This window comes from Streptomyces sp. NPDC093094 (assembly GCF_044754345.1).
GTDB lineage: Bacteria > Actinomycetota > Actinomycetes > Streptomycetales > Streptomycetaceae > Streptomyces.
In genome coordinates, this window is record NZ_JBIVOX010000003.1 from 31075 (window position 1) to 57354 (window position 26280).

Consider the following 26280-nt stretch of genomic DNA (forward strand, 5'->3'; position numbering starts at 1 on the left):
GCGCGGTGGCGCCGCCTTCGGCCGGGGGGCCGGTGGCGGGGAATGGATCACATGGGCCCGTGGGACGTTGACACGGGGTGCCAGGGCTTCTAGCGTCACGTCAGCTGAAGGTACTAAGCGGTCGCTCACCGCACGTCACGTTCTCTCAAGGGCGAGGAGATCCAGCAATGTCCACCACTGAGCAGCGGGTCGCAGTAGTCACCGGTGCCGCGCGCGGCATCGGCGCCGCCACCGCCGTACGGCTCGCGGCCGAGGGTCACGCCGTCGCGGTGATCGACCTCGACGAGGCCGCCTGCAAGGACACCGTGGAGAAGATCACCGCGGCGGGCGGCAGGGCCGTCGCCATCGGCGCGGACGTCTCCGACGAGGCGCAGGTCGAGGCGGCGATCGCGCGGGTCGCCGACGAACTGGGCGCACCCACGATCCTCGTGAACAACGCGGGCGTCCTGCGCGACAACCTGCTGTTCAAGATGAGCGTCTCCGACTGGGACACCGTCATGAACGTGCACCTCAAGGGCTCGTTCCTGATGACCCGCGCCATCCAGAAGCACATGGTCGACGCCGGCTTCGGCCGTATCGTCAACCTCTCCTCGTCCTCCGCGCTCGGCAACCGCGGCCAGGCCAACTACTCCGCCGCCAAGGCCGGTCTGCAGGGCTTCACCAAGACCCTGGCCAAGGAGCTCGGCAAGTTCGGCATCACCGCCAACGCCGTCGCCCCCGGCTTCATCGCCACCGACATGACGGCGGCCACCGCCGAGCGCGTCGGCATGGGCTTCGAGGACTTCAAGGCCGCGGCCGCCACGATGATCCCCGTGGCGCGGGTCGGCGAGCCCGACGACATCGCCAACGCCGTCGCCTTCTTCACCGGCGAGGCGGCCGGATTCGTCTCCGGCCAGGTGCTGTACGTCGCCGGCGGACCGCTCGACTAGGGATCACGGACATGACTGGACTTCCCGAACTCTCCGGCAAGGTCGCCCTCGTCACGGGCGCCAGCCGCGGCATCGGCTACGGCGTCGCCGAGGCGCTCGTCGCCCGCGGCGACCGTGTGTGCATCACCGGCCGCAACGAGGACGCCCTGAAGGAGGCCGTCGACAAGCTCGGCGCCGACCGCGTCATCGGCGTCGCCGGCAAGGCCCACGACGAGGCCCATCAGGCCGTCGCGGTCGAGCGCACCATGGAGGCGTTCGGCCGCGTCGACTTCCTGGTCAACAACGCCGGGACGAACCCCGTGTTCGGCCCGATCGCCGACCTCGACCTCAACGTGGCGCGCAAGGTCTTCGAGACCAACGTGATCTCGGCGCTCGGCTTCGCCCAGCGCACCTGGCACGCCTGGCAGAAGGACAACGGCGGCGCGATCGTCAACATCGCCTCCGTCGCGGGCCTCTCGCCCTCGCCCTTCATCGGCGCCTACGGCGTGAGCAAGGCCGCGATGATCAACCTGACGATCCAGCTCGCGCACGAGTTCGCGCCCAAGGTGCGGGTCAACGCCATCGCCCCGGCCGTGGTGAAGACCAAGTTCGCCCAGGCCCTGTACGAGGGCCGGGAGGCGGAGGCCGCCGCGGCCTACCCGCTCGGCCGGCTCGGCGTGCCCTCGGACATCGGCGGCGCGGCCGCTTTCCTCACCTCCGGGCAGTCCGACTGGGTCACCGGACAGACGCTCGTGGTGGACGGCGGAATCTTCCTCAACGCCGGTGTCGCGTGAGCGGCTGACCCCCGCGCGGGCGCTCCCGGACCCGGGCGCCGTTTCCTCCGGACCTCCGTCGTGACGGATTTCCGGTTTACGGAAACGGCGCCCGTGTCGTTCTTCAGCAGCTCACAGGGCCATGACAACGTAGTCACCGCCGAAGTGATCAAGTTGCTCCCGAACGGACACTCCACCCGATGCGAACGCTGCGATAGGGTCTGCCGACCCTTGGTATGGCAGATCGAGGAGCGTGCGCGTGTTCAACCGGAACCGATACCTGCGGACAATCGCAGCGATCGCGTCCATATCCCTGGTGACCGGATGCAGCCTGTTCTCGGACGGCAGTGACGACAGCCAGGGACCGATCGTGGTGGGGACCACCAGTGCCCCCAGCACGTTGGATCCGGCCGCTTCGTGGGACGGCTCCTGGGAGCTGTTCCGAAACGTCTACCAGACCCTGCTCAGCTACCCCGACGGCGCGACCGTTCCCGAGCCCGACGCCGCCGAGAAATGCGCCTTCACGGACACCACGAACCGCACCTACCGCTGCAAGCTGCGCGACGGGCTGAAGTTCTCCAACGGACATTCCCTGGACGCCGCAGCCGTCAAACACTCCGTCGACCGGATCCTCAAGATCAAGGCGCCCTCCGGCCCCGCCGGACTGCTGGGCAGCCTGGACCGCGTGGAGACCCGCGGCGACCAGGAGGTCCTCTTCCAGCTGAAGACGGCCGACGCCACCTTCCCGTTCGTGCTGGCCACCCCGGCCCTGTCGATCGTCGACCCCGCGGACTACCCGGCGGACGAGCTGCGCGACAGCGAAGGCCGTGTGACGGGTTCCGGCCCGTACACGCTCCAGTCGTACTCCGAGAACGACAAGGCCGAACTCGTCCGCAACGACCGCTACAAGGGCAGCGCGGAACGCCGCAACGACGCGGTGACGATCCGCTACTTCCAGGACTCGTCCACCATGGTCAAGGCCCTGCGCGACCAGAGCATCGACGTCACCTACCGCGGTCTCGCCGCCGACGACATCGTCGACCTGCAGAGCAAGGACGCCGACGAGGACCTCCAGCTCCTCGAGGGAACCGGCACCGACATCAGCTACCTGGTGTTCAACCCCGCGGACAAGTGGGCGGGCAAGGAGGCGGTGCGCAAGGCCGTCGCCCAGATCATCAACCGGCCGGCGATCGCGCACAAGATCTACAAGGACACCGTGGACCCGCTGTACTCCATGGTCCCCACCGGTCTGACCGGCCACACGACCGGCTTCTTCGACGACTACGGCGACCCCGACGCCGGCAAGGCCCGCGAGCTCCTCACCAGGGGCGGCATCACCGAGAAGGTCCCGCTCACCTTCTGGTACGCCACCGACCGTTACGGCTCGGAGACCGCGGTGATGTTCAAGGAGCTCAAGCGGCAGCTGGAGGAGTCCGGCCTGTTCGAGATCACCCTCAAGAGCCGCCCCTGGAAGACCTACGTCGAGGGCTACCAGAAGGGCGAGTACCCGGTGTTCGGCCGTGGCTGGTTCCCCGACTTCCCGGACGCGGACAACTTCATCGCCCCCTTCGTCGGCAAGGACAACGCTCTCGGCACGCCCTACCCGGCGCCCGAGATCACCGGCGTGCTGCTGCCCCGCTCCCGCCGCGAGAGCGACCGCGGGCAGGTCGTGCGGGACTTCGAGCAGGCCCAGCAGATCCTCGTCAACGACGCCCGGCTGATCCCGCTGTGGCAGGGCAAGGCGTACGTCGCCGCCAGCGGGGAGATCTCCGGCGGGGCCCAGGCGCTGGACCCGTCGACGATCATGATGATGTGGGCGCTGCACCGCAAGACCAGCTGGTAGCCGGTTCAGGGGCCCGTTGTCAGTGGGCCCCTGTAGGTTCTGAGTGCTGGAACCGACCGCACACCGTAAGGAAGTTGACGTGACCGACACCGCCATGCTGCCCGAGTCCTGGCGCGGGGTCCTGGGCGACGAGCTGCAGCAGCCCTACTTCAAGGAGCTGACCGAGTTCGTCGAGGAGGAGCGGGCGAAGGGTCCCGTCTACCCGCCGCGCGAGGAGGTGTTCGCCGCGCTGGACGCGACGCCCTTCGACCAGGTGAAGGTTCTCGTCCTGGGCCAGGACCCGTACCACGGCGAGGGCCAGGGCCACGGCCTGTGCTTCTCGGTGCGGCCGGGGGTGAAGACCCCGCCGTCCCTGCGCAACATCTACAAGGAGATGCAGGAGGAGCTGGGCCTGCCCGTCCCGGACAACGGCTATCTGATGCCGTGGGCCCGCCAGGGCGTCCTGCTGCTCAACGCGGTGCTCACCGTCCGTGCCGGTGAGGCCAACTCCCACAAGAACAAGGGCTGGGAGAAGTTCACCGACGCGGTGATCTGCGCGGTGGCCGACCGGCCCGACCCGGCGGTCTTCGTGCTGTGGGGGAACTACGCGCAGAAGAAGCTCCCGCTGATCGACGAGAGCCGGCACGTCGTGGTGAAGGGCGCCCACCCCTCGCCGCTGTCGGCGAAGAAGTTCTTCGGCTCCCGTCCCTTCACCCAGATCGACGCGGCGGTGGCGGCCCAGGGCCACACCGCGATCGACTGGCGCATCCCGAACCTCGCCGGCTGATCCGGCGCCCGCCGGGCCGGTCCCTCGCTGGGCCGGCCCGGTGCCGTACGGTCCCGCCTGGCCGGGATCCGGGCCCGCTGCGGTTAGCGTTCGAAGCGTTCTGACCGGAGATGTGTCGGGGAGACTGCGGAGGACCCGGTGGCGGAGCGACAGGAGCAGGCGGCGCCGGACGCCGTGATGACACGGATCGGTCAGGTCGTGATGCTGCATCACGCGGGCGACCGGGAAGAGGCGCGCGGCCGTTTCCTCACCCTGTGGGCGGAGATCGGCGCGCACGGCGACCCGCTGCACCGCTGCACACTCGCCCACTACATGGCCGACACCCAGGACGACCCCGACGCCGAACTGGCCTGGGACCTGCGGGCGCTCACGGCCGCCGAGGAGCTCACGGACGACCGCCTCGCCTCCCACCAGGGAGCGCCCGCGGTCCGCGCGCTGTATCCCTCGCTGCATCTGAACCTCGCCGCGGACTATGTGAAACTCGGGCGGCCCGACGCGGCCCGTGTCCATCTCCGGCGGGCCCGGCACGCCTCCGAGGCCCTGGCCGACGACATGTACGGCGACGGGGTCCGCGCGGCCATCGGCCGGCTGGAGCTACGGCTGGACCGGGAGGGCGGGGACGGCACACCGGGGGAGGGCCGGCCACCGCGCCGACGGCCGTAGGGCTCGTGCGCGTCGGGTCCGGGTGTGCGCCGGGCCCCGCGGTCAGCGGCCGTAGGCCCGTTCGCAGGCCACCGTCTCCGGGCTGCCGGCCCGCCAGCCGCCGTACTTCCTGCCGAGGGCGCAGACGTCGGCGTTCCGGCGGACCGACTCCCTGAGGCCCTCCGGGATCCGCGGCGCGGGCGCCTGGTCGCGAGAGTGCCGCGGTTCGTCCGGGCGGGGCTGGACGTGCCCGCGGGGCCGCTCCGGGTGAGGGGCACGGGGCGGCGGCTCGGCGACGGCACCGCGCGGTGCGGACCGCTGCGCGCCGGGGCCGCTCGGCCCGGACGACGGCTGAGGCGCCGGGGTCCGGCCGCTGCCCGCCGCTTCCAGGGCCTCACGGGCCGGTGCCTGCACGACCTGCGGCCCCGCGCGGCCGTCCGCGTGCGGCACGGCCGGCTGGGACGGTGCCGCCGGGGGCCCGGCCGTGGGCGGGCGCTGGACCGTCACACAGCCCGTGAGGGCCGACACGGCCACGGTGACCAGGAGCGTTGCGGTGGTCGTCGTTCGATGCACCCGCGCAACTCTGCTGTGTCGGCCCCCGTTCCGGACGGCGGACAGGCGCAGGATGCCCCGCACGGGTGATCTCCCGCCCCGTACGGAGGGCGCGGCCGCCTCTCGGGTGACGTCAGAAGCCGGTGGCGCCGTCGAGGCGCTCGCGGAGCAGGTCGGCGTGCCCGTTGTGGCGGGCGTACTCCTCGATCATGTGGGTGTAGATCCAGCGCAGGCTGGGCGGCATGTCGCTGTGCCGGGTGCGTCCCTCGGCGAGGTCGTCGAGGCCGAACGCGGCGGCGTTGCGCCGGGCGGCCTCGATCTCGGCCCGCCAGACGGCGTGGGCGTGGGCCCAGGTGTCCGCCTCGGTGAGGTGGAACTCGCCGTCGGGGTCCTCCTCGCTGAACCAGATCGGCGCGGCGGACTCGTCGCGCAGGACCTTGCGGAACCAGATCCGTTCCACCTCCGCCATGTGCCGGACGAGCCCCAGCAGCGTCAGCCTGGAGGGCCGGACCGATGCCGTGCGCAGCTGTTCGTCGGTCAGACCCTCGCACTTGCGGGCGAGGGTCTGCCGGTGGAACTCCAGCCAGCCCTCCAGCATGTCCCGTTCGCCGGCGTTCCCGGAGGGCATGGTGCGCTCGATGGCCATGCCCCGATGATCGCCCACCGCGGTGAGTGCTTCCATGCCTTTTCACCGAAGGCCGTCTCCCGGGGCGGCCTCTCGCCGGGCTCCCCGGGGGCGGCCTCTCACCGAGGGTCTCAAGGGCGGCCTCTCACCGAGGGCCGTCCCGGCGGGAGCCGAGCAGGCCGTCGAGCAGTTCGCGCAGCCCGGTCCGCACCTCGTCCAGGTCCGGCACCTCGGCGTTGAAGGATCCCGCCACACAGGAGAACAGCAGCCCGTCCGCCCAGGCGACCAGCGACAGCACATGCCGCTCCGGCGCGGTCGAGCCCATCGCGACGACGAGGCCCCTGAGCTGTTCACGGAAGACCGCGCCGGTGGCGTCGAAGAAGGCGCGCAGTTCCGGGCGCCGGGTGGCCTCCAGGGCCAGTTCGTAGCGGGCCAGGGTCAGTACCGGCGCCGCCGCCACGGTCACCGACCCCGGGGACGACCACCGCCCCGCCCGCGTCTCCACACCCGACGGCGACCTGGAGGCCGGTCTGGTGGTGGCCGCCGACGGCATCCGCTCGGCCGCACGCGCCACGCTGTTCCCGGCGCACCCCGGCCCCGTCCACTTCGGCTTCACCACCTGGCGGCTCGTGATCCCCGTGCCCGGCGCGCAGTTCGCCTCGCACGAGACCTGGGGCCGCGGCCGCATCTGGGGCAGCCACCCGCTCAAGGACGGCAGGGTCTACGCCTACGGCGCCGCCCCGGCCCCGGCGGGGGAGCACGCGCCCGACGACGAACGGGCCGAACTGCTGCGCCGCTACGGCGACTGGCACGACCCGATCCCCGCGATCCTCGCCGCCGCCCGGCCCGAGGACGTCCTGCGCCACGACGTCCACCACATCGCCACGCCGCTGCCCGCCCACCACCACGGCCGGGTCGCCCTCGTCGGCGACGCCGCCCACGCCATGCCGCCGGCCCTCGGGCAGGGCGGCAACCAGGCCGTCGAGGACGCCGTCGTCCTGGCCCACCACGCCGACGACCTGCCCGCCTACAGCGCCGCCCGCCTCCCGCGCACGACGGAGATCGCCCGCCGGGCCGTCCGGGTCGCCCGCCTCAACATGACACCCAGCCGCACGCTGGGGGCCGTGCGCGACACGCTGATCGCGGGGCTGTCGGCCGCCGGGCCCGCGCTGTTCCTGCGGTCCTTCGACGGAATCGCCGACTGGCGCCTGCCGCAGGCCCCGTATGCTGCCGAGCAGACCACGGCAGACAAGCGCTGGAGGAGTACCTGTGAAGGTCGGCTGCATCGGACTCGGTGACATCGCGCAGAAGGCGTACCTGCCGGTGCTCGGAAGCCTGCCGGGGATCGAGCTGCACCTCCAGACCCGTACCCCGGCCACCCTCGACCGGGTCGGCGACAGCCTGCACCTGCCCGCGGGGCAGCGGCACGCGGATCTCGACGGCCTGCTCGCGCAGGGGCTCGACGCGGCGTTCGTGCACGCCCCGACCTCCGTGCACCCGCAGATCGTCACCCGGCTGCTGGAAGCGGGCGTACCGACCTACGTCGACAAGCCGCTGGCCTACGAACTCGCCGACTCCGAGCGGCTCGTGCGGCTCGCCGAGGAACGGGGCGTGTCACTGGCGGTCGGCTTCAACCGGCGCTGCGCGCCCGCGTACGCCCAGTGCGCGGACCATCCGCGTGAGCTGATCCTGATGCAGAAGAACCGCGTCGGGCTGCCCGAGGAGACGCGCTCGATGATCCTCGACGACTTCATCCACGTCGTCGACACCCTGCGCTTCCTCGTACCCGGCCCGGTCGACGACGTGACGGTCCGCGCCCGGGTCGAGGACGGGCTGCTCCACCACGTGGTGCTCCAGCTCGCCGGTGACGGCTTCACCGCGCTCGGCGTGATGAACCGGCTCAGCGGCTCGACCGAGGAGATCCTGGAGGTCTCCGGACAGGACAGCAAGCGGCAGGTGCTCAACCTCGCCGAGGTGATCGACCACAAGGGCCAGCCGACCGTGCGGCGGCGCGGGGACTGGGTGCCGGTGGCCCGTCAGCGCGGCATCGAGCAGGCCGTGCTGGGCTTCCTCGACGCCGTCCGCGCGGGCAAGGCGCTCAGCGCGCGGGACGCGCTGGCCACTCACGAGCTGTGCGAGCGGGTGGTACGAGCGGTTCAGGAGCGTTCCGGCGCGGTCTGAGCGCCCTTACGCACTCCGCCACGCACAGCGCCCCGAGCACGAGCAGGGCCGCGTGGACCGGCCAGTCGCCGAACCGGACGTAGGGCGTGGTGCCGTACGCCAGCGGCACCTCGTACACCCGCGTGGCGCTCGCCTCCGTGCCGAGCCACGAGCCGGCGCGGGCGCCGTCCGGGCCGTACACCGCGGAGACGCCGGTCAGGGTCGCGTGCACCATCGGCCGGCCGCTCTCGGCGGCGCGCAGCGCGGCCAGCGACGCATGCTGCTCCGGCGCCCAGCTGTGCTGGAACGTCGAGGTCGCCGACTGGGCGATCAGCACCTGTGCGCCGTCCCTCACCAGCCGGCGGCTCATGTCCGGGAACGCCGACTCGAAGCAGACCATCGGGCCGGTCCTGAGCCCGCCGACGTCCATCACCACCTGCTCGGTGCCGCGCCTGCGGTCCTCGCCCGCCGCCTTGCCCACGGAGGTGGCCCAGCCGAGCAGGGAGCGGGCGGGCACGTACTCGCCGAACGGCACCAGGCGCATCTTGTCGTACCGGTCGCCGGTGAGGCCGTCGGGACCGACCAGGACGGAACTCTTGTAGATCCCGGGCCGGTCCGAGCGCCGGGCGTCGACATTGACCAGGATGCCGGCGCCGGTCGCCCGGGACAGCGCCGAGAGCCGGCGGGCCAGATCGGGCCGGTCGCCCAGATCGAAGCCGACGCTGCTCTCGCCCCAGACGATCAGGTCCGGGTTCCTCCCGGCGAGCGTGCGGGTGAGCTGCTCCTCGCGGTCGAAGCGACGGTCCCCGCCGGCGTCGCCCCCGATCATCCCCGGCTGCACGACGGCGATCCTGACCCGGTCCGTCACCTTGGGACGGGGCGCCCACAGCCACGCCGCCGAGGTCGCGGCGGCCACGGCGAGCAGCGCGGCGAGCGCGGGCAGCCGGGCGGCCCGCACCACGATCAGGACCGCGACGGCGGTGTTCACGGCCACCAGCAGCAGGCTCAGCAGCCACACACCGCCGACCGACGCCAGCCGCAGCGCGGGCGCCACCTGCCACTGACTGGCGCCGAGCATGCCCCACGGCCCGCCCAGCCCCTGCCAGGACCGCACCAGCTCCACGGCCAGCCAGGCCGAGGGCAGGGCGAGCAGCGCGACGGCGACCCGGCGGGGCCGCGGCTCACCGGCCAGACAGCGCCGCACCAGCAGACCCCAGGGCGCCCACAGCGCGCCCAGCAGAGCAGCGATGACGAACGTGAACACATGAAGACTCGGCACCAGCCAGTGATGCACGGCCAGCATGAAGCCGAACCCGCCCCACCAGCCGTCGTACGCCGCTCTGCGCGCGGTCGGCGCCGAGCGCGCCAGCAGGATCCACGGCACCAGCGCGACGGGCGCGAACCACCACAGCGCCGGTGCCGGGAAGGCGAGCATGGGCAGGGCCCCGGCGAGTGCGGCGAGCGCCGAGCGCCGCCAGGGGGAGGTGAGCCAACGGCCGAACGTCCTCATACGGCGTCTCCCTACCCCGAGGGCCTCCAGTGTCACCCCGCCGACGATCTCGGTACAGGGGGCGCCGGGCAGCCGGGTGCCCGGCGCCGTGCGGAGAGCGGGCCGGTCGGCTCAGTTGATCACAGGAGTCCCGGGGCGGTCCGGCAGGCGCCGCCATTTCTCGCGCACGATCACCTCGCGCAGCCGCCAGCCGTCGTCCGTCCTGAGCAGGCCGAACGCGTACCGGCCGCCGCACACGAGGTCCGGCGGGGCCGAACCGTCCCCGAGCCGGCCCATGGGGTTGATGTAGTCGGCCTGGACCCGGGCGGTGTCGCCGGTGTCGCGTTCCAGGATCCCGAACCGCACCCGTCGGTTGACGATCAGGTGCTGGCGCATCGGGAACACCCGCAGGCTCTCCGCCAGCCATGCGGAGATCTCTCGCGCAGCTCCCTCGATGCCGCCGGCCGACCGGTAGTCGGCCCGTCCCTCCGGGGCGAACAGCGCCCGGTACGCCTCCCAGTCCCCGTCGTCCACGGCCACGGCGTAGTCGGTGATCAGCCCGTCCACGGCCAGCCGGTCCATCACGGTCGCGAGCTCCACGCGCTGCGTCATCGGCTCAGTGTCGGGCCGCAGGGACGAGGAGCCAAGGGGTGTGACGGGGGTTTGCCCCGGCACCCCGGGCCCGGTGGCCGCGGCCGCCTCAGGCGGCCGCCTCCATGACCTCGTCGCGTACGGCCTCGGCCCACGCGACCACCAACAGCTCGTACTCCGCGCGCTGTTGGGCGGACAGCGAGCCGCCCGCGCGCCGCCACAGCGCGCGGATCCGCTCGTTGACCTCCGCCGCGGAGCGCACGGAACCAGGGGCCTCGGATTCGGGGGACATGCGGGCAAGCCTAGGGGCAAGCACTGACAGAGCGCTACCGAACGGCTACGCGGACGGTATGGGATCGGCCACGTGCATGTGCCGGTACTGACCGTCTGCTCAGCGCGTCCGTGCGGTGGCGCGTGCCCGTGCCGGGCGGCCGTGGCGGGAAGGCGCCGTACCGCCGCGAGGTGTCCGGCCTGGTGATCGCGGGGACCGGGGGGATCGCCGCCGTGGCACCGGCCGGAACCGCACCGTACGGATGCCTCAGTGAAGGCGGCGCGACGCGCGGCGAGGATCGTGTTCAGGTCGAGTTCACCGGGTCGGCGGGCCATCCTGACGTGCGACGGCCGGGGCTCCCTGCGGCGTGATGCCGCGGGAGTCTCTGGGTGGCCCGGTCTCGGCCTCCACGCGAAAGGCCCCCGCGGAGCGAAGCTCGCGGGGGCCTTTCGCGTTCCCTCGGCCGGGAGGGGTGGGAGTCGACCGGGAGCCGATCACGGGAAGAGGCCGCGGACGACTGCTGGATTCCGCTGCCGCCCGCCAGGCGCCGACAGCGGCAGACAGCGGCCCGGCAACCCGGTCAGCCGGCGGATTCGGCGGCGTGCGGACTGAGCACACCTGTGATGACCAGGCCGATCAGCACCACACCCAGGATGATGCGGTACCAGACGAAGGGCATGAAGCTCTTGGTGGAGATGTACTTCATGAACCATGCGATCACGGCGTATCCCGTCGCGAAGGCGATGATCGTGGCGAAGATCGTCGGGCCCCAGGAGACGTGGCCGCCCTCCATCGCGTCCTTCAGCTCGAACGTGCCGGAGGCGAGCACCGCCGGGATCGCGAGCAGGAAGGAGTAGCGGGCCGCGGCCTCGCGCTGGTAGCCCATGAACAGGCCGCCGCTGATCGTGGCGCCGGAGCGGGAGACGCCCGGGATGAGGGCGCATGCCTGGCAGAGGCCGAAGATCAGGCCGTCGCGGACGCCGAGCTCCTGAAGGGTCTTGCGGCTCCGCGCGGCACGGTGCCGGCCGCCCTCCTCGTCGCGTGCCGCGAGCCGGTCGGCGACGCCGATGACGATGCCGACGACGATCAGCATGGTCGCGGTGACCCGCAGATCACGGAACGGCCCCTCGATCTGGTCCTTCAGCGTCACGCCGAGCACGCCGATCGGGATCGAGCCGACGATCACCAGCCAGCCCATCTGCGCGTCGTGGTTCTTGCGCCACGCCTTGTCGAACAGCGAGCGCGACCACGCCGACAGGATCCGGCCGATGTCCTTGCGGAAGTAGATCAGCACCGCTGCCTCCGTGCCGATCTGCGTGATCGCCGTGAAGGCCGCTCCTGGGTCCTCCCAGCCCGAGAAGGCCGCGGTCAGCCGCAGATGCGCGCTGGAGGAGACGGGAAGGAACTCGGTCAGCCCCTGGACGAGTCCGAGGATGAGTGATTCGAACCAAGACATGAAAGTTACGGAGTCCAAGTGCCGATCGTGCAACGGGCGACGGACACAGCGGACCCCCGTGCGCGGGGGTCCGGTGTGTTGAGGGGCAGCGTAGCGCCCTCGGGTGACGGGGGCGGACGCAGGGCCCGCGGGAATGATCGTCCGATGATCGGTTCCGGGTGCCGACGCTCAGCCGGGGCGCCGTCCGTCCGGAGGAGCACCCCTGGTGAGCGCCAGCCCCTCCCCGGCGCCGCCGTGCCGGGTGCCGGGGAGGTGCCTAGCCTGGTGTCATGGCCTCCGTACAGGTGGGTGGCGTCGATGTCGCCTACACGCGTGTGGGGCACGGGCCGCCGTTGCTGCTCGTGCACGGGGCGGGTGCCGACGGCCGGATGTGGCGGCCGCAGCCGGACGGTCTGGCCGGCGAGTTCACGGTCGTGGTCTGGGACGAGCCCGGCGCCGGGCGCTCCTCGGATCTGCCGGAGGGGTTCGGCCTCGCGGACTTCGCCCACTGCCTGGCCGCGCTGGTCGAGGAGCTGGGGCTCGGCCCGGCCCATGCGGCCGGGCTGTCCTGGGGCGGGACGGTCGTGCTGGAGCTGTACCGGCATCACCCCGAACTGGTGCGGTCGCTGATCCTGGTGGACACCTACGCGGGCTGGAAGGGCTCGCTGCCGCCGGAGGAGGTCGCGGCACGGGTCGAGGGCGCGCGGCGGATGCTCGCGGTGCCGCGGGAGGAGTTCGATCCGACCCTGCCGGGGCTGTTCGCGGACGGCCCGCCCGCCCGGTTCGCCGCGCTGCTCGACGCCATGGCGCGTGACGTGCGCCCCGAGACCATGGGGGCCGAGCTGGCCCTGATGGCCGAGGCCGACGAGCGCGATGTGCTGCCGCGGATCGCCGTGCCGACCCTGCTCCTGTGGGGCGAGCGGGACGAGCGGTCGCCGCTGGACGTGGCGCGGGCCCTGCTGGAGGCGATCGAGGGCGCGCGGCTCGTGGTGCTGCCCGGCGCGGGGCACATGAGCAACCTGGAGGCGCCGGAGGACTTCGACCGGGCGGTCCGCGCCTTCCTGCACTCCCTCAGGCCGCTGTAGGTCCCGACAGGGTCCAGCCGGGACTCTGCGGACGGGCGGTCAGGTCCTCGTGCCGGACCTCCTCGCCGCAGGCCCCGCAGGTGACGACCGGGACCAGTTCGCGGCCGCAGCTGTGCTCGACCACCATCGGGCGGTCGTCCGGGCGCAGATGCCGGTCGCCCCATTCCTTGAGGATCATCAGGAGCGGCTCCAGTTCGAGCCCCGCCGGGGTCGGCCGGTACTCGAAACGCTGCGGGCGCTCGCTGTAGGCGTGCTTGACGAGGATCCCCGCGTCCACGAGGCGGCGCAGGCGGGTGGTCAGGACGTCGCGCGGGGCGCCGATGTTGCGCACGAGCTGGTCGAAGCGCCGGTTGCCCAGGCAGACCTCGCGCAGCACGAGCAGGGAGTACTTCTCGCCGACCAGCGCCAGGGTGTCGGCGATGGAGCAGGGGCGGGGGTCCTTGGTGGCGGCCATGCGCCGAGTCTACGTGAGGGTTTGATTTTCCAACTCGCAACGCTATGGTGAGTTCGGATTTCCTACTCACCGGTAATCGTGCCGGTCGCCGCACAGCACCCCGGCGGCACCGACCGGCCGCCCCTGCCCTCACAGGAGGCCCCGCACATGCGTGACGCAGTGATCGTCGAAGCCGTACGCACCCCCATCGGCAAGGGCAGGCCCCAGGGCTCCCTCGCCCACGTCCACCCCGTCGAACTCCTCGCCCACACCCTGCGCACCCTCGTCGAGCGCTCCGGCGTCGACCCCGCCCTGATCGACGACGTCATCGGCGGCACCGTCGACCAGGTCGGCGAGCAAGCCATGAACACCACTCGCTACGCCGTGCTGTCGGCGGGCCTGCCCGAGTCCGTCCCGGCGACCACGGTGGACCGCCAGTGCGGCTCCTCCCAGCAGGCCGTGCACTTCGCCGCCCAGGGCGTCCTCTCGGGCGCGTACGACATCGCGGTCGCCTGCGGGGTGGAGTCCATGAGCCGCGTGCCGATGTGGTCCAACGTGCCGCCCGGCGCCGACCCCTTCGGCCCCGGCGTCGCCGAGCGCTATCCCGACGGGCTGGTCCCGCAGGGCATCAGCGCCGAACTGATCGCCGCCAAGTGGTCCCTCACCCGGGAACGGATGGACGCCTTCGCCGCCGCCTCGCACCACAAGGCGGCCGCCGCCTGGGACAGCGGCCTCTTCGACGCCGAGGTGGCGCCCCTGGAGGGCGTCTCGCGCGACGAGTGCGTACGCCCGGGAACCACCCCGGAGATCCTCGCCGGGCTGAAGTCCGCCTACCACGACCCCGCCTTCGCCGAGCGGTTCCCGCAGATCGAGTGGAACGTCACCGCGGGCAACGCCAGCCCGGTCAACGACGGTGCCTCCGCCGTCCTGATCACCTCCGGCGAGACCGCGGCCCGCCTCGGACTGCGCCCCCTCGCCAGGCTGCACAGCTTCGCCGTCACCGGATCCGACCCGCTGCTGATGCTCACCGGCGTCGTCCCGGCCACCGAGAAGGTGCTGCGCCGGGCCGGGCTGGCCCTCGACGACATCGACCTGTTCGAGGTCAACGAGGCGTTCTCCAGCGTCGTCCTTGCCTGGCAGCAGGAGACCGGCGCCGACCTCGCCAAGGTCAATGTGCACGGCGGGGCCATCGCGCTCGGCCACCCGCTCGGCGCCAGCGGCACCCGGCTGACCACGACCCTGGTGCACGCCCTGCGCGAGCGCGGCGCCCGCTACGGGCTCCAGACGATGTGCGAGGCGGGCGGCCTGGCCAACGCGATGATCATCGAAGCGGTCTGATCCGCCGGAGCGGTCCGATTTCCCGGAGCGGTCCGATTCCCCGGAGCGGTCCGATTCCCCGGGCCGCTCCGGCCTCTTGGTCCGGTCCGGGGGGCCGGACCGGTCACCGGGTGGTCACTGCGACGCCGGGACCCGGCGTCCGCGCAGCTGATGGCGCTTGCGCCAGGCCACCACCGCACCCGCGAGCGCCGGTACGGCGATGCAGGCCATCGCGATCAGGAAGGCCGGGGAGGTGGGGGTGGAGGCACGCGCGCCCGCGACGACGTAGGCGGCGGTGTTCGGGACCGACCCGAGGGCTGTCGCCAGCAGAAACGGCAGCCAGCCCATCCGGGACACCGCGGCGCAGTAGTTCGCCGCCGAGAACGGCACCCCGGGGAACAGCCGCACCGCCAGCATCGAGCGGAACCCGTGCCGGCTGAGCTGCCCGTCCGCGGCCGTCAGCAGCCGGCCCCGCACCAGCGGACGCAGCGCGTCCTGGCCGAGGACCCGGCCCAGGCCGAAGGCGACCCCGGCGCCGAGCACCGTGCCCGCCACGGCCGCGCCCAGCCCCAGCTGGGTGCCGAACAGCGCCCCCGCGGCGAGGTTCAGCAGCGGCCGCGGCACGAACGCCACCGTGCACAGTCCGTACGCCGCGGCGAACACCAGCGCCGCCGCGGCACCGCCCAGCTGGGGTGGCCAGCCGTCCGACAGCAGCCGCTGCGGCTCGAACAGCAGCACGGCCGTCGCGGCGCCCGCGAGCACCGCCACGAGCAGCGACAGACGTGCCCAGGGCGAGAGCAGCGCTCTGCCGCAGCGCCCCGCGAGACCGGCGGGGACGGGCACAGGGACGACGGCGAGCTCCGTGGCGGCGGCCCGGGGAGAGGCCGTGGCGGTGCCCCCAGAGCGGGTGGTGGCATCGAGCATCCGGTGACATTAACCGACGGACGTGTGTGATCGCCGTATGGTTCGTCCCATGAGCTGGTTCGTCTCATGAGCGTCACAGGTGCCGGCCCGGCCGCCGTGCCCCCCAGCGTTCTGGCCGACACCCTGCTGGAACGGCTGACCGACGTCTACGCCGCCGCGGCGGACCCCGAGCGGGCCGTGGCCATGCGCGCGTACATGAAGGACGTGGCCCCCTTCCTGGGCCTGACCACCCCCGAGCGGCGCGCTCTGTCCCGCACGGTCGTCAAGGGCACGCCCCGCCCCGACGAGACCGACCTGACCGCGCTCGCGCTGCGCTGCTGGCGGCTGCCGGAGCGCGAGTACCACTACTTCGCCGTCGACTACCTGCGCCGTCACGTCGGCCGCTGCTCCTCCGGGTTCCTGCCGGTGACCCGGCAGCTGATCGCCACCGTCTCCTGGTGGGACACCGTCGACCTGCTCGCCGCGCATGTCGTCGGCACGCTCGTCGCGGCCGACCCCGCGCTCACCGCCGACATGGACGCCTGGATCGTCGACGACGACCTGTGGATCGCCCGCGCGGCCCTGCTGCACCAGCTGCGCCGCAAGGAGCACACCGACACCGAGCGCCTGTTCAGCTACTGCCTGCGGCAGTCCGGCCACCCCGACTTCTTCGTCCGCAAGGCCATCGGCTGGGCCCTGCGCGAGTACGCCAAGACCGACCCGGAGGCCGTACGCGGTTTCCTCGCGCGTGAGCGCGGGCGCTTCGCCCCGCTGTCCGTGCGCGAGGCGCTGAAGAACATCGGCGCCCGACCGCCCCGCCGGACGTGAAAACCGTTCGACGCGGGGCGCGTCGTCGGCCAGGATCTACGGCATGTTCCGGCACGCCTTCCTCCTTGCGGCATCCGCGGTCGCGGATGCCCCGAAGGCTGCCGTCCTGATCTTCCCGGCCGCTGCCGACGGCGCCCGAAGCTGACCCTTCCCGGACAGTCCGGCGGACCCCGCAGGGGGAGGGTCGGCCGGTCCCGGGGGTCCCGCTCTCCTTCGCACACGCTTCGAGGTACAGCCATGCCCAAGACCGCGTACGTCCGCACCAAACCGCATCTGAACATCGGCACCATGGGTCATGTCGACCACGGCAAGACCACCCTGACCGCCGCCATCACCAAGGTCCTCGCCGACCGGGGCACCGGCACCTTCGTGCCGTTCGACCGCATCGACCGCGCTCCCGAGGAGGCGGCGCGCGGCATCACCATCGACATCGCGCACGTCGAGTACGAGACCGACACCCGGCACTACGCGCACGTGGACATGCCGGGCCACGCCGACTACGTCAAGAACATGGTCACCGGGGCCGCGCAGCTCGACGGGGCGATCCTCGTCGTCTCCGCGCTCGACGGGATCATGCCGCAGACCGCCGAACACGTGCTGCTCGCCCGGCAGGTGGGCGTGAACCACGTCGTGGTCGCGCTCAACAAGGCCGACGCGGGCGACGAGGACCTGATCGACCTGGTCGAGCTGGAGGTCCGCGACCTGCTCACCGCGCACGGCTACGGCGGTGACTCCGTGCCCGTCGTACGGGTGTCGGGGCTCAGGGCCCTGGAGGGCGACCCGCGCTGGACGGCGTCGGTCGAGGCGCTGCTCGACGCGGTGGACACGTACGTGCCCGTGCCGGAGCGGTACCTGGACGCGCCGTTCCTGCTGTCCGTGGAGAACGTGCTCACCATCACCGGCCGGGGAACCGTCGTGACCGGCGCGGTCGAGCGGGGTGTCGTCAGGGTCGGCGACCGGGTCGAGGTGCTCGGGGCCGCCGGCGAGACCGTCGTCACCGGACTGGAGACGTTCGGCCGGCCGATGGAGGAGGCGCAGGCCGGGGACAGCGTGGCGCTGCTCCTGCGGGGGGTCGCCCGCGACACGGTCCGCCGGGGGCAGGTCGTCGCCGCGCCCGGCAGCGTCACCCCGAGCCGCCGGTTCTCCGCGCGGGTGCACGTGCTGTCCGCGCGCGAGGGAGGCCGTACGACCCCGGTCGCCACGGGGTACCGGCCGCAGTTCCACATCCGTACGGCGGACGTCGTCGGGGACGTCGACCTCGGTGAGGCGGGTGTCGCCCGGCCCGGGGACACGGTCGAGATGACCGTCGAGCTGGGGCGGGACGTGCCGCTGGAGGCGGGGCTCGGCTTCGCGATCCGCGAGGGCGGCCGGACCGTCGGGGCCGGGACCGTGACAGCCGTTCTGTGAGAGCGGCCGAGGCACGGGGGACCGCGGGCCGTCCTGGCCGGTCGCGCGGTTCCCCGCACCTCCGGGCGCATCCGCCGCGGGCACAATGGGCGGGTGAACGAACCCGTACCCGTCAGCCGTGTCACCGACCACGGTTCCGCCAAGCTCATGCCCGACGTCGACCGGGAGCGCGCCTGGCTGCTGACCGTGGACGGGGCGCCGCAGTCGTACGTGGATCTGGACGAGCCGGCGTATCTGGAGTTCGAGTACGCGCGGCGGCTCGGGCACGTGCTGGACGTCGTCGCCGAGGAGGGGCGGCCGCTGGACGTGGTGCACCTCGGAGGCGGGGCGCTGACGCTGCCGCGCTATGTGGCGGCGACCCGGCCCGGGTCCCGGCAGGACGCCGTCGAGGCCGACCGGGGGCTGCTGGAGCTGGTGACCGAGCATCTGCCGCTGCCCGGCGGCTGCGGCATCGCGCTGCATCCCGCCGACGCGAGGGCCTGGCTGGAGGCGGCCCCGGACGCCTCCGCCGATGTGATCGTCGGTGACGTCTTCGGCGGGTCCCGGGTCCCGGCGCATCTGACCACCCTCGCCTATGCCCGTGAGGCGGAGCGGGTGCTGCGCGGCAGCGGTGTCTATCTGGCCAATCTGGCCGACTCGGCGCCGTTCGCGTTCCTGCGTTCCCAGCTCGCCACGTTCGCCGAGGTGTTCGAGGAGCTCGTGCTGATCGCCGAGCCGGGTGTGCTGCGGGGGCGCCGGTTCGGCAACGCGGTGCTGGCCGCCTCGCACCGGCCCCTCGACACCGCGGCGCTGGCCCGTCGCACCGCGGCCGACGCCTTCCCGGCCCGGGTGGAGGGCGGCGAGACGCTGCGGGAGTTCATCGGCGGCGCGCGTCCGGTGCGGGACGAGGACGCGGTGCCCTCACCCGTGCCCCCCGACGGGGCGTTCGGGATCGGCTGAGCCCTTCCGCGGACCCGCGTCGGGCGAGCCGTCCGGCAGGCCCGCGTCGGGCGAGCCGTCCGGCAGGCCCGCCGGAGGCCGCGCCGTCACCTCCCTGGTACGGCGGCGCAGCGTGCGGACCTCGGGCACGCACAGCACCAGTGCCGTGACCACCACGACCGACACGGCGCAGCCCCACAGGGCCTGTGTCCGCCCGAACGCGTTCTCGGCCGGTCCCGCGAGGGCCGTCGCCAGCGGCACCAGGGCGACCGAGCCGAACCAGTCGTAGGCCGAGACGCGGGACAGCTTGTTCTCGGGGATCTCCTGGTGCAGCGCGGTCATCCAGGAGACGCCGAACACCTCCAGGGTCACACCGGTCAGGAACATCACCGCGCACAGCACCCCCACCGGCACCGGCACGGCGAGCGCGGCGGAGGGAAGGGCCAGCGGGAACACGCACAGCGTGCCCGCGAGCAGCAGCCGGCGCGGCTTCCAGCGGGTCATCAGCAGGGCGCCGGCGACCGTGCCCGCGCCGAAGAAGCCCAGCGCCAGGCCCCAGGGGCCCGCTCCGCCGAGGTGGTCCCGGGCGACCAGGGGCCCGTAGACCGCGTCGGCGGCGCCGACGACCGCGTTGGCGATGGAGAACTGCACGACGATGCCCCACAGCCAGGGCCGCCCGGCGAACTCCTGCCAGCCCTCGCGCAGATCGGCGAGCAGCCCCCCGCCGGGTTCGCGCGGCGGGATGTGGCCGACGTCGAGGAAGGACCGCATCGCCCCCGCCACGGCGAACGCGGCGGCGTCCGCGGCGAGCACCCAGCCGGGGCCGATCACGGCGACCATGGCACCGCCGAGCGCCGCACCGCCGACCGCCGCGCCCTGCATGGCCATCCGGAACACGGCGAACGCGCGGCTCGCCTGCTCGCCGTCCACCGAGGACATCAGCATGCCCTCGGCCGCCGGGCTGAAGAACGCCTGCCCGGTGCCGCCGAGAGCGGTGAGCAGCATCATCTGCCACAGCCGTGGCTCGCCCGTCAGCACCAGCACGGCGAACAGGCCCTGGGAGACGCAGTTGAGGGAGTTGGCCGCGACCATCACCCGGTGCCGGGGGAGCCGGTCCGCGACCGCGCCGCCGATCAGCAGGAACAGCACGAGCGGCAGGGTGCGGGCCGCCGCCACCAGACCGACGTCGCCGCCGTCCCCGCCGGTCTCCAGCACGGCGAACGCGGCGGCGATCAGGGCGCCGTGGCTGCCGAGGTTGGTGACGACGGCGGCCGCGGTCAGCAGGCTGTAGTTGCGCCCGGCCCAGTGGGGTCCGCGCAGGCGGCGGGCGGGGCGGGAGTCGGCGGCGGAGTTCACCGGCCGACTATCCCCGCCCGGCACCGCGTTTGCCAAACCGGTTGTCCGGCTCCCCGACGACCTGCCGGGGGAGAGTGCCGGTCCCGGTCAGCTCGCGGTCGAGTCCCCCTGGAGGCGGACCGTGCTGAGGATCTTCAGGATGGTCTCCTTCGGAACCTCGCCCTTCACACCCTTGGCGCCGTAGAAGTTCCAGGCCACGAACGCGCCGTCGGCGTTCTTGAAACCGAAGGTGACGGCCTTGCCGTCGCTGGCGCACTTGCCCTTCTGCGGGGTGTTCGTCGACTCGGCCCAGGCGATGCTGCCCGTGATGCCGGAGGCGGTGGTGTAGGGCTTGGCCTTCTTGTCGAAGGTGAGGCTCTTCTTGTCGGGCTGGGTGTAGCCGCCGTAGACCCACCAGGGGACCTGGTTGACCGCGACCTCGTCGGTGTTCTTGGCGCCGTCGGCGCCCTTCGTGCCGACCGCCGCCAGTTCCGAGTCCTCGGTCCGGCCGTCCTTGTTCTCGTCGGTGGTGCACCACTTCGACTTGTAGAAGGCGGGCGCCGACATCACGATGAGCGGCTTGCCGTCCTCGGACTTGTCGTCCTCGAAGCCGATCGACAGCGTGGGGGACTTGACCTCCCAGTCGGCCGGCACGTCGAAGGCGATGCCCCACTTGGGGTTCACGACGACCTTCCAGCCGTCGATCGTGGGCTTGACGTCCTCGCCGCCGCGCGGGTTGTCGTCCGACCCGCTCGTGGAGGGGCTGGGCGAGGCGGACACGGTCGGCGACTGGCTCGCCTTCTTCTTCTCGCCACCGCCGCCGGCGGTGTCGTCCTTGTCCCCGCCGAGCACCAGGAAACCGGTGACACCGGCGGTCACCACCACGGCCGACGCCGCGATGATCGCCACCAGCTTCGTCCGGTTCCCGCCACCGCCACCGCCACCGCCACCGCCGCCGAGGCCCGGCTGCGTCGGGGGCTGCGGTGAGCCCGCCGGCTGGGGAGCCCCCCACTGCGGCTGCTGCTGCGTGTACGGGCCGGTCTGCTGGTAGCCGGGCTGCTGGTACGGATTCGGCTGCTGGTACCCCGGCTGCTGGTACGGGTTGTTCTGCGGGTTCTGCTCGCCCCCGGGCGGCTGCTGTCCTGGCCACATGTGCGGTAACCCTAGTGCCGCCAGGGACACGATTCGGTCACTGCCCCTTGTCAGGGACGTACCAACACGGAAAAGGGGAGGTCCGGCAGATCTGGCCACGGTCGGCTACTCGTGGGTAACATCCTCGTCATGAGCGCAGATCAGATGTCCATCGGCGAGCTGCTCGCCGCCACGGTGCCGATGGTTCGCACCCTGAACCTCGCATACCTGGAGACCACCCCGGAGAAGGCCGTGCTGGCCCTGCCGGACCAGAGCGAGTACCGCAACCACGTCGGTGGGCCCCACGCGGGCGCGATGTTCACCCTCGGCGAGTCGGCCAGCGGCGCGATCGTGCTCGCCGCCTTCGGCGACCAGCTCTCGCGGGCGGTGCCGCTGCCGGTGCATGCCGAGATCGCCTTCAAGAAGATCGCGCTCGGCCCGGTCACGGCCACGGCCACGCTCGGCCGTCCCGTCGCCGACGTGGTCGCCGAGCTCGACGAGGGCAAGCGGCCCGAGTTCCCCGTGGCGGTCTCCATCCAGCGCGAGGACGGTGCGGTGACCAGCGAGATGACGGTCGTCTGGACCCTGCGCCCCAACGGCTGAGCGACACCCCGGCTCAAGGCCCCGGCCCCGCATCGGCGGGCCGGGGCCTTCCGTGTGCCGCGCCGGACAGCCTTCGGCCGCCGGGCGGCGTACGGGGGCGTGGGGTGGTGTCCGGGGGCTCCGGGGCAACCTTCCGGGCTCCGGGGCCGTCACACCGACCGGGTAGGCTGCCCCGGCACGCGTCCACCGCGGGGTGCGTGCCGGGAACACTCGGGTCGACGCGGATTTGGGAGGAAGCGGCGTTGCACGTCCAGGAATGGCTCGAAACGGTGCCCCCGCTCGCCATCTATCTGCTGGTCGGCGTCGTCATCGGCCTGGAGAGCCTGGGGATCCCGCTGCCCGGTGAGATCATCCTGGTCTCCTCGGCGCTGCTCGCCTCGCAGCACGGTGAGATCGACCCGGTGGTCCTCGGTGCCTGCGCGACCGCGGGCGCGATCATCGGCGACTCCATCGGCTACGCGATCGGCCGCAAGGGCGGACGGCCCCTGCTGGCCTGGCTCGGGGGGAAGTTCCCCCGGCACTTCAGCGAGGGGCACATCGCGACGGCCGAGCGCTCCTTCCAGAAGTGGGGCATGTGGGCCGTCTTCTTCGGCCGCTTCGTCGCCCTGCTGCGCATCTTCGCCGGCCCGCTCGCGGGTGTGCTGCGCATGCCCTACTGGAAGTTCCTGATCGCCAACGTCCTCGGCGGCATCGTCTGGGCGGGCGGCACGACGGCGGTCATCTACTACGTCGGCGTGGTCGCCGAGTCCTGGCTGAAGCGCTTCTCCTGGCTGGGCCTGGTCCTCGCCGTCCTCTTCGGCCTCACCTCGATGCTCGTCGTCAAGCGCAAGGCGAAGAAGGCCACGGCGACCCGGCAGTCCCCCGAACCCGTCGGCGCGGGCGAGTAGGACGCCCTCGGGGGTGCGGGGAGCTGCGCGAGCGGCCACCCGTGTCCTGCGGACGGCGTCCGGGTCATGTGCGGGACCGGTCTCGGTGCGTCCGTGCCGGGTCCGCACGAAGAGGGCCGTGGCGCCCGTCGGCGCGGGCGAGTAGGACGCCCTCGGGGGCGCGGGGAACTGCGCGAGCGGCCGTCCGCCTCCTGCGGTCGCGGACGGCCGCGCGACCGTGCACGGCGGCGGCGCGTGGGGCATGCGTACGACGCCCGGGGCGTGTAACGGCACCCGGGGGGCGTGCAGCCCCCGGTCCGCGCCCGGGGGTCAGTTGTCGTGCACCTCTCGGTGCGCCCGAGCCAGGTCCGCGTACATCACGCCGTTCAGCGTGACGCCTTCCCGCTCCTCCGGGGTCAGCTCGCGCCTGACCTTCGCCGGTACGCCCGCGACGAGCGAGCCGGGCGGCACCCGCATGCCCTGCGGCACCAGCGCCTGCGCGGCCACCAGCGAGCCCGCGCCGATCACGGCCCCGTTCAGCACGGTCGCGCCCATGCCGATGAGGCAGTCGTCCTCGACGGTCGCCCCGTGCACCACGGCGTTGTGCCCGATCGACACCCGTTCGCCGACAAGGACGGGAAAACCGGGGTCGGCGTGGAGGGTGCAGTTGTCCTGCGCATTGCTGCTCGCCCCCACGGAGATCCGCTCCACGTCACCCCGCAGGACGGCGCCGTACCAGACGCTCGCGCCCGCCTCCAGCGTCACGTCCCCGATCACCGAAGCCGTGGGTGCCACGAACGTGTCCTGGTCGACCTTCGGTTCCCGGCCGCCGATGCCCTTGATCATCTCTGCCTCCTGGTGCTGTGACAGACGGCACGGTACGTCACCCGCTGGGGCGAAGATCACAGCCCCTCGACCTCATGGGGACGCCGCGGGCTCAGTACGGTGAGCCCGTGCCCAAGAGCAAGAACACGTTCTCATCCTGGCGGAGCCGCCTCGCGCAGCGTGCCGTGCACGCCGGCTGGGCGTGGGTCCAGCGCACGGGCTCGGTGAGCGCGGAGCGCCCGGGCCGGCTCCGTTTCGGCTCGATCGGCGAGGCCACGCGCCTCGCCTTCCCCCTCGGCACCGTGTTCGGCGAGCCGTGGATCCACCTCGGCTCGCACTGCATCGTCGCCGAGCAGGTGACCCTGACGGCGGGACTCATGCCCGACCTCGACCTCGGCCCGGACCCGATCCTGTGCATCGGCGACGGTGTGGTCCTCGGCCGTGGCAGCCATGTCATCGCCGACACGACGGTCACGATCGGCAGCGACTGCTACTTCGGCCCGTACGTCTACGTCACGTCCACGAACCACTCCTACGACGACCCGCACGAGCCCATCGGCAGGCAGTGGCCGCGGATGGAGCCGGTCGAGATCGGCCCGGGCTGCTGGATCGGCACCGGCGCGGTGATCCTGCCGGGCGCGCGGATCGGCCGCAACGTGGTGGTGGCCGCGGGCGCGGTGGTCCGCGGCGTCGTGCCCGACCACGCCGTGGTGGCCGGGGCGCCCGCCAAGGTCGTACGCCGCTGGACCCCGGACGACGGCTGGCAGCCGCCGCTGCGGACCCCGGCCCCGGTTCCGATACCCGACGACGTCACCCCGGACCAGCTGCGCGCCCTGTCGGACCTGGACGAGGAGACCGTGGCCCGTCTGGCCGAGCTCGACCAGGAGGCGACCGCGAGGCTCGCGGAACTGGAGCCGGAGGGCTGACCCTCCCCGGAGGCCCGCCCGGACGTCTCAGCCCGCCGCCAGCAGCAGCGTCCCCACCAGGGCCAGCCCCGCCCCCGCCGCCTGGATGCCGCGCAGGCGTTCGGCGAGGAAGCCGCGGGCGGCTAGTGCGGTGACGACCGGGTAGAGGGACGCCAGCACGGCGGCCACCATGACCGGGCCGGTCTGCGCGGCGACGGAGTACGTGCCGTTCGCGGCCACGTCGGCGAGGCCGACGAAGGCGAGCATCGGCAGGGTCCGCCGGGGGAGGCCGCCCTCGGGGAGGGCGGGGGAGCCGCGCCGCACGGAGACCAGGAGCGCGGCGCCGCCCACGGCCACATTGGTCACGCGCTGCACGAACAGGGCCAGGAACAGGCCGGTCACCGTGGTGGACGCCTCGGCGATCAGCGCGAACACCGCGCCGAAGCCGAGCGCCGAGATCAGCGTGAGCACGATCGTCCGCCGCTCCACCGACGCCCCTCCGAGCTGCGGCCCGCCCGCGAGGACCACACCCGCCACCGCGACCGCGATGCCCGCGATCCGGGCCGGTCCGGGCCGCTCGCCCAGGACGAGGCCCACCGAGACGGGAACGGCCACGCTCAGCGTGGCGAGCGGAGAGACCACGCCCATCGGGCCGCGGGCGAGCGCCTCGTAGAAGCAGAGCATCGCGACCGGGCCGACGAGGCCCGCGCCGACGGCGAACCACAGGCGCGGCCCGGCCTCGCTCCAGGCCCCCGTGGCCAGCACGACCGCGCCGAGGACACCTGCCGCGATCGTCTGGGAGACCACGACGACCGTCAGTGCCGGGGTGCGCCGGGTCAGCAGTCCGCCGCCGAAGTCGGCCAGGCCCCAGAGCAGGCTCGTGGCCAGGGCGAAGAGTGCTGTCACGGGTGCCCTCGCAGTACAGTTCGGTGGACGATCGGGTGCATCACATCGTAGTCCAACGTGTTGAACCTCGTCATCCAGAATATTGCACCAGGTATCAGGCTCCGGGTCCACCGGCCCGAGCCCTGCCGGACGGATCCTTGGACGGAATGTGGCGGACCTCGACCTGCTGACCCAGTCGCTGGCGCGCAACGTCAAGCGCTGGCGCACCGAACGCGGCTTCACCCTCGACGCCCTCGCCGGCCGTGCCGGAGTCAGCCGCGGCATGCTCATCCAGATCGAACAGGCCCGCACCAACCCGAGCCTGGGCACCGTCGTCAAGATCGGCGACGCGCTCGGCGTCAGCATCACCACGCTGCTCGACTACGAGCAGGGACCCAGGGTCCGGATCGTCCCCGCCGAGCAGGCCGTACGGCTGTGGCACACCGACGCCGGCAGCTACAGCAGACTGCTCGCCGGGACCGAGTCGCCCGGACCGCTGGAGCTGTGGGAGTGGCGTCTGATGCCCGGTGAGTCCAGCTCCTCCGACCCGCACCCGGCCGGCACGGTGGAGCTCCTCCATGTCACCGCGGGCGAGCTGACCCTCACCGTGGACGGCACCGAGTACCGGGTGCCGGCCGGGTCCAGCGCCTCCTTCGAGGCCGGGGCGCCGCACACGTACGGCAACACGGGCGCCGAACCGGCGGAACTCGTGCTCGCCGTCTCCGTGCCGCCCGTGCACTGAGACGGCCGGGCGGGGCGCGGAAGGCGGCTGTTAGCGTGCGCG

General features: G+C 72.7%; 27 protein-coding genes and 2 pseudogenes. 16 read left to right on the forward strand and 13 right to left on the reverse strand.

The genetic code is table 11. From position 1 onward, the window contains the following. Positions 1-167: 167 nt before the first annotated feature. From fabG to ACIQGV_RS06155, 5 genes are all read left to right on the forward strand, one after another. A complete protein-coding gene (fabG, locus tag ACIQGV_RS06135; RefSeq protein ID WP_402491156.1) occupies positions 168-929 on the forward strand; it encodes a 3-oxoacyl-ACP reductase FabG in 762 nt (253 codons plus the stop codon). Positions 930-940: 11 nt separating this feature from the next. After that, on the forward strand, positions 941-1702 hold the full coding sequence (locus tag ACIQGV_RS06140) for an SDR family oxidoreductase (RefSeq protein WP_402491158.1): 762 nt from the start codon (positions 941-943) through the stop codon (positions 1700-1702). Between the two features lie 238 nt (positions 1703-1940). Then, positions 1941-3524 carry an ABC transporter substrate-binding protein gene (locus tag ACIQGV_RS06145; protein WP_402491161.1) on the forward strand — a complete coding sequence of 528 codons (1584 nt, stop codon included), beginning with the start codon at positions 1941-1943 and terminating at the stop codon, positions 3522-3524. A 79-nt stretch (positions 3525-3603) separates the two neighbouring features. Continuing rightward, positions 3604-4290, forward strand: coding sequence for a uracil-DNA glycosylase (gene ung / locus ACIQGV_RS06150; RefSeq protein WP_402491164.1), 687 nt, complete (start codon positions 3604-3606; stop codon positions 4288-4290). 138 nt (positions 4291-4428) lie between these two features. Further along, positions 4429-4953 (forward strand): hypothetical protein, encoded by a 525-nt coding sequence (locus tag ACIQGV_RS06155; RefSeq protein WP_402491167.1) that lies wholly within the window; start codon positions 4429-4431, stop codon positions 4951-4953. A gap of 42 nt (positions 4954-4995) precedes the next feature. Here the strand turns inward: ACIQGV_RS06155 and ACIQGV_RS06160 are convergent, their stop codons facing one another. The 3 genes and pseudogenes from ACIQGV_RS06160 to ACIQGV_RS06170 all read right to left on the reverse strand — a co-directional run. Continuing rightward, the gene (locus tag ACIQGV_RS06160; protein WP_402491170.1) at positions 4996-5505 is read right to left on the reverse strand and encodes a hypothetical protein; all 510 of its coding nucleotides are present in this window, start codon (positions 5503-5505) and stop codon (positions 4996-4998) included. A gap of 112 nt (positions 5506-5617) precedes the next feature. After that, positions 5618-6130, reverse strand: a complete 513-nt coding sequence (locus ACIQGV_RS06165) for a DinB family protein (protein WP_402491171.1) — start codon at positions 6128-6130, stop codon at positions 5618-5620. Between the two features lie 124 nt (positions 6131-6254). Further along, positions 6255-6551, reverse strand: a pseudogene (locus tag ACIQGV_RS06170) (TetR/AcrR family transcriptional regulator); the annotation flags it as partial. Between ACIQGV_RS06170 and ACIQGV_RS06175 the strand changes: the two are divergent. Together ACIQGV_RS06175 and ACIQGV_RS06180 are read left to right on the forward strand one after the other, a co-directional pair. Next, positions 6547-7407 (forward strand): annotated as a pseudogene (locus tag ACIQGV_RS06175) (FAD-dependent monooxygenase); the annotation flags it as partial. The pseudogenes ACIQGV_RS06170 and ACIQGV_RS06175 sit on opposite strands and share 5 nt — an antisense overlap. Further along, a complete protein-coding gene (locus ACIQGV_RS06180; RefSeq protein ID WP_402491174.1) occupies positions 7379-8290 on the forward strand; it encodes a Gfo/Idh/MocA family protein in 912 nt (303 codons plus the stop codon). The pseudogene ACIQGV_RS06175 and the gene ACIQGV_RS06180, both read left to right, overlap by 29 nt. Here the strand turns inward: ACIQGV_RS06180 and lnt are convergent. The 4 genes from lnt to ACIQGV_RS06200 form a co-directional block, all read right to left on the reverse strand. After that, a complete protein-coding gene (gene lnt, locus ACIQGV_RS06185) occupies positions 8208-9779 on the reverse strand; it encodes an apolipoprotein N-acyltransferase (RefSeq protein ID WP_402491177.1) in 1572 nt (523 codons plus the stop codon). The genes ACIQGV_RS06180 and lnt overlap by 83 nt on opposite strands. Before the next feature lie 111 nt (positions 9780-9890). Then, positions 9891-10370 (reverse strand): nuclear transport factor 2 family protein, encoded by a 480-nt coding sequence (locus tag ACIQGV_RS06190; RefSeq protein ID WP_402491180.1) that lies wholly within the window; start codon positions 10368-10370, stop codon positions 9891-9893. An 88-nt stretch (positions 10371-10458) separates the two neighbouring features. After that, a complete protein-coding gene (locus ACIQGV_RS06195; protein ID WP_402491182.1) occupies positions 10459-10641 on the reverse strand; it encodes a hypothetical protein in 183 nt (60 codons plus the stop codon). A 559-nt stretch (positions 10642-11200) separates the two neighbouring features. Further along, complete coding sequence (locus ACIQGV_RS06200; protein ID WP_402491185.1) at positions 11201-12076, reverse strand: undecaprenyl-diphosphate phosphatase; 876 nt, start codon at positions 12074-12076, stop codon at positions 11201-11203. A 269-nt stretch (positions 12077-12345) separates the two neighbouring features. Between ACIQGV_RS06200 and ACIQGV_RS06205 the strand changes: the two genes are divergently transcribed. Continuing rightward, entirely contained in the window at positions 12346-13140 is a 795-nt protein-coding gene (locus tag ACIQGV_RS06205) for an alpha/beta fold hydrolase (protein WP_402491187.1), read from the forward strand. Here ACIQGV_RS06205 and ACIQGV_RS06210 read toward each other — a convergent pair. Further along, positions 13127-13594 carry a winged helix-turn-helix transcriptional regulator gene (locus tag ACIQGV_RS06210; protein ID WP_402491190.1) on the reverse strand — a complete coding sequence of 156 codons (468 nt, stop codon included), beginning with the start codon at positions 13592-13594 and terminating at the stop codon, positions 13127-13129. The genes ACIQGV_RS06205 and ACIQGV_RS06210 overlap by 14 nt on opposite strands. A gap of 147 nt (positions 13595-13741) precedes the next feature. Here ACIQGV_RS06210 and ACIQGV_RS06215 point away from each other — a divergent pair, with 147 nt between their 5' ends. After that, positions 13742-14911: a thiolase family protein gene (locus ACIQGV_RS06215; protein WP_402491192.1), complete on the forward strand. Its 1170-nt coding sequence runs from the start codon at positions 13742-13744 to the stop codon at positions 14909-14911. A 114-nt stretch (positions 14912-15025) separates the two neighbouring features. Here ACIQGV_RS06215 and ACIQGV_RS06220 read toward each other — a convergent pair whose 3' ends face one another. Then, complete coding sequence (locus ACIQGV_RS06220; protein WP_402491195.1) at positions 15026-15814, reverse strand: TVP38/TMEM64 family protein; 789 nt, start codon at positions 15812-15814, stop codon at positions 15026-15028. A 66-nt stretch (positions 15815-15880) separates the two neighbouring features. Between ACIQGV_RS06220 and ACIQGV_RS06225 the strand changes: the two genes are divergently transcribed. The 3 genes from ACIQGV_RS06225 to ACIQGV_RS06235 all read left to right on the forward strand — a co-directional run bounded on the left by ACIQGV_RS06225 (position 15881) and on the right by ACIQGV_RS06235 (position 18967). Next, positions 15881-16621: a DNA alkylation repair protein gene (locus ACIQGV_RS06225; protein ID WP_402491198.1), complete on the forward strand. Its 741-nt coding sequence runs from the start codon at positions 15881-15883 to the stop codon at positions 16619-16621. A gap of 237 nt (positions 16622-16858) precedes the next feature. Continuing rightward, the gene (tuf, locus tag ACIQGV_RS06230; protein ID WP_402491201.1) at positions 16859-18028 is read left to right on the forward strand and encodes an elongation factor Tu; all 1170 of its coding nucleotides are present in this window, start codon (positions 16859-16861) and stop codon (positions 18026-18028) included. 93 nt (positions 18029-18121) lie between these two features. Next, on the forward strand, positions 18122-18967 hold the full coding sequence (locus ACIQGV_RS06235; protein WP_402491203.1) for a spermidine synthase: 846 nt from the start codon (positions 18122-18124) through the stop codon (positions 18965-18967). On the opposite strand, the gene ACIQGV_RS06240 is transcribed toward ACIQGV_RS06235, so the two are convergent. Both ACIQGV_RS06240 and ACIQGV_RS06245 read right to left on the reverse strand, forming a co-directional pair. Continuing rightward, positions 18929-20302: an MFS transporter gene (locus ACIQGV_RS06240; protein WP_402491206.1), complete on the reverse strand. Its 1374-nt coding sequence runs from the start codon at positions 20300-20302 to the stop codon at positions 18929-18931. The two genes, ACIQGV_RS06235 and ACIQGV_RS06240, sit on opposite strands and share 39 nt — an antisense overlap. A gap of 87 nt (positions 20303-20389) precedes the next feature. Next, positions 20390-21433 (reverse strand): hypothetical protein, encoded by a 1044-nt coding sequence (locus ACIQGV_RS06245; protein WP_402491209.1) that lies wholly within the window; start codon positions 21431-21433, stop codon positions 20390-20392. Between the two features lie 144 nt (positions 21434-21577). Between ACIQGV_RS06245 and ACIQGV_RS06250 the strand changes: the two genes are divergently transcribed. Further along, entirely contained in the window at positions 21578-22015 is a 438-nt protein-coding gene (locus ACIQGV_RS06250; protein ID WP_402492389.1) for a DUF4442 domain-containing protein, read from the forward strand. A gap of 242 nt (positions 22016-22257) precedes the next feature. After that, positions 22258-22902 (forward strand): DedA family protein, encoded by a 645-nt coding sequence (locus ACIQGV_RS06255; RefSeq protein ID WP_402491212.1) that lies wholly within the window; start codon positions 22258-22260, stop codon positions 22900-22902. A gap of 309 nt (positions 22903-23211) precedes the next feature. Here the strand turns inward: ACIQGV_RS06255 and ACIQGV_RS06260 are convergent, their stop codons facing one another. After that, positions 23212-23727 (reverse strand): gamma carbonic anhydrase family protein, encoded by a 516-nt coding sequence (locus ACIQGV_RS06260; protein ID WP_402491214.1) that lies wholly within the window; start codon positions 23725-23727, stop codon positions 23212-23214. A 107-nt stretch (positions 23728-23834) separates the two neighbouring features. Between ACIQGV_RS06260 and ACIQGV_RS06265 the strand changes: the two genes are divergently transcribed. Then, positions 23835-24632 (forward strand): acyltransferase, encoded by a 798-nt coding sequence (locus tag ACIQGV_RS06265; RefSeq protein WP_402491217.1) that lies wholly within the window; start codon positions 23835-23837, stop codon positions 24630-24632. A 27-nt stretch (positions 24633-24659) separates the two neighbouring features. Here ACIQGV_RS06265 and ACIQGV_RS06270 read toward each other — a convergent pair whose 3' ends face one another. Beyond that, complete coding sequence (locus ACIQGV_RS06270) at positions 24660-25517, reverse strand: EamA family transporter (protein WP_402491220.1); 858 nt, start codon at positions 25515-25517, stop codon at positions 24660-24662. A gap of 148 nt (positions 25518-25665) precedes the next feature. On the opposite strand from ACIQGV_RS06270, the gene ACIQGV_RS06275 reads away from it, so the two are divergent. Next, complete coding sequence (locus ACIQGV_RS06275) at positions 25666-26238, forward strand: helix-turn-helix domain-containing protein (RefSeq protein ID WP_402491223.1); 573 nt, start codon at positions 25666-25668, stop codon at positions 26236-26238. The last annotated feature ends 42 nt before the right edge of the window (positions 26239-26280 follow it).

Coding starts and splice junctions, on each gene's coding strand:
- ACIQGV_RS06210 (WP_402491190.1), bottom strand. CDS start 13,594: ATGGCCGCCACCAAGGACCCCCGCCCCTGCTCCATCGCCGACACCCTG.
- ACIQGV_RS06200 (WP_402491185.1), bottom strand. CDS start 12,076: ATGTCTTGGTTCGAATCACTCATCCTCGGACTCGTCCAGGGGCTGACC.
- ACIQGV_RS06205 (WP_402491187.1), top strand. CDS start 12,346: ATGGCCTCCGTACAGGTGGGTGGCGTCGATGTCGCCTACACGCGTGTG.
- ACIQGV_RS06245 (WP_402491209.1), bottom strand. CDS start 21,433: ATGTGGCCAGGACAGCAGCCGCCCGGGGGCGAGCAGAACCCGCAGAAC.
- ACIQGV_RS06140 (WP_402491158.1), top strand. CDS start 941: ATGACTGGACTTCCCGAACTCTCCGGCAAGGTCGCCCTCGTCACGGGC.
- ACIQGV_RS06260 (WP_402491214.1), bottom strand. CDS start 23,727: ATGATCAAGGGCATCGGCGGCCGGGAACCGAAGGTCGACCAGGACACG.
- ACIQGV_RS06165 (WP_402491171.1), bottom strand. CDS start 6,130: ATGGCCATCGAGCGCACCATGCCCTCCGGGAACGCCGGCGAACGGGAC.
- lnt (WP_402491177.1), bottom strand. CDS start 9,779: ATGAGGACGTTCGGCCGTTGGCTCACCTCCCCCTGGCGGCGCTCGGCG.
- ACIQGV_RS06190 (WP_402491180.1), bottom strand. CDS start 10,370: ATGACGCAGCGCGTGGAGCTCGCGACCGTGATGGACCGGCTGGCCGTG.
- ACIQGV_RS06195 (WP_402491182.1), bottom strand. CDS start 10,641: ATGTCCCCCGAATCCGAGGCCCCTGGTTCCGTGCGCTCCGCGGCGGAG.
- fabG (WP_402491156.1), top strand. CDS start 168: ATGTCCACCACTGAGCAGCGGGTCGCAGTAGTCACCGGTGCCGCGCGC.
- tuf (WP_402491201.1), top strand. CDS start 16,859: ATGCCCAAGACCGCGTACGTCCGCACCAAACCGCATCTGAACATCGGC.
- ACIQGV_RS06220 (WP_402491195.1), bottom strand. CDS start 15,814: ATGCTCGATGCCACCACCCGCTCTGGGGGCACCGCCACGGCCTCTCCC.
- ACIQGV_RS06215 (WP_402491192.1), top strand. CDS start 13,742: ATGCGTGACGCAGTGATCGTCGAAGCCGTACGCACCCCCATCGGCAAG.
- ACIQGV_RS06250 (WP_402492389.1), top strand. CDS start 21,578: ATGTCCATCGGCGAGCTGCTCGCCGCCACGGTGCCGATGGTTCGCACC.
- ACIQGV_RS06225 (WP_402491198.1), top strand. CDS start 15,881: ATGAGCGTCACAGGTGCCGGCCCGGCCGCCGTGCCCCCCAGCGTTCTG.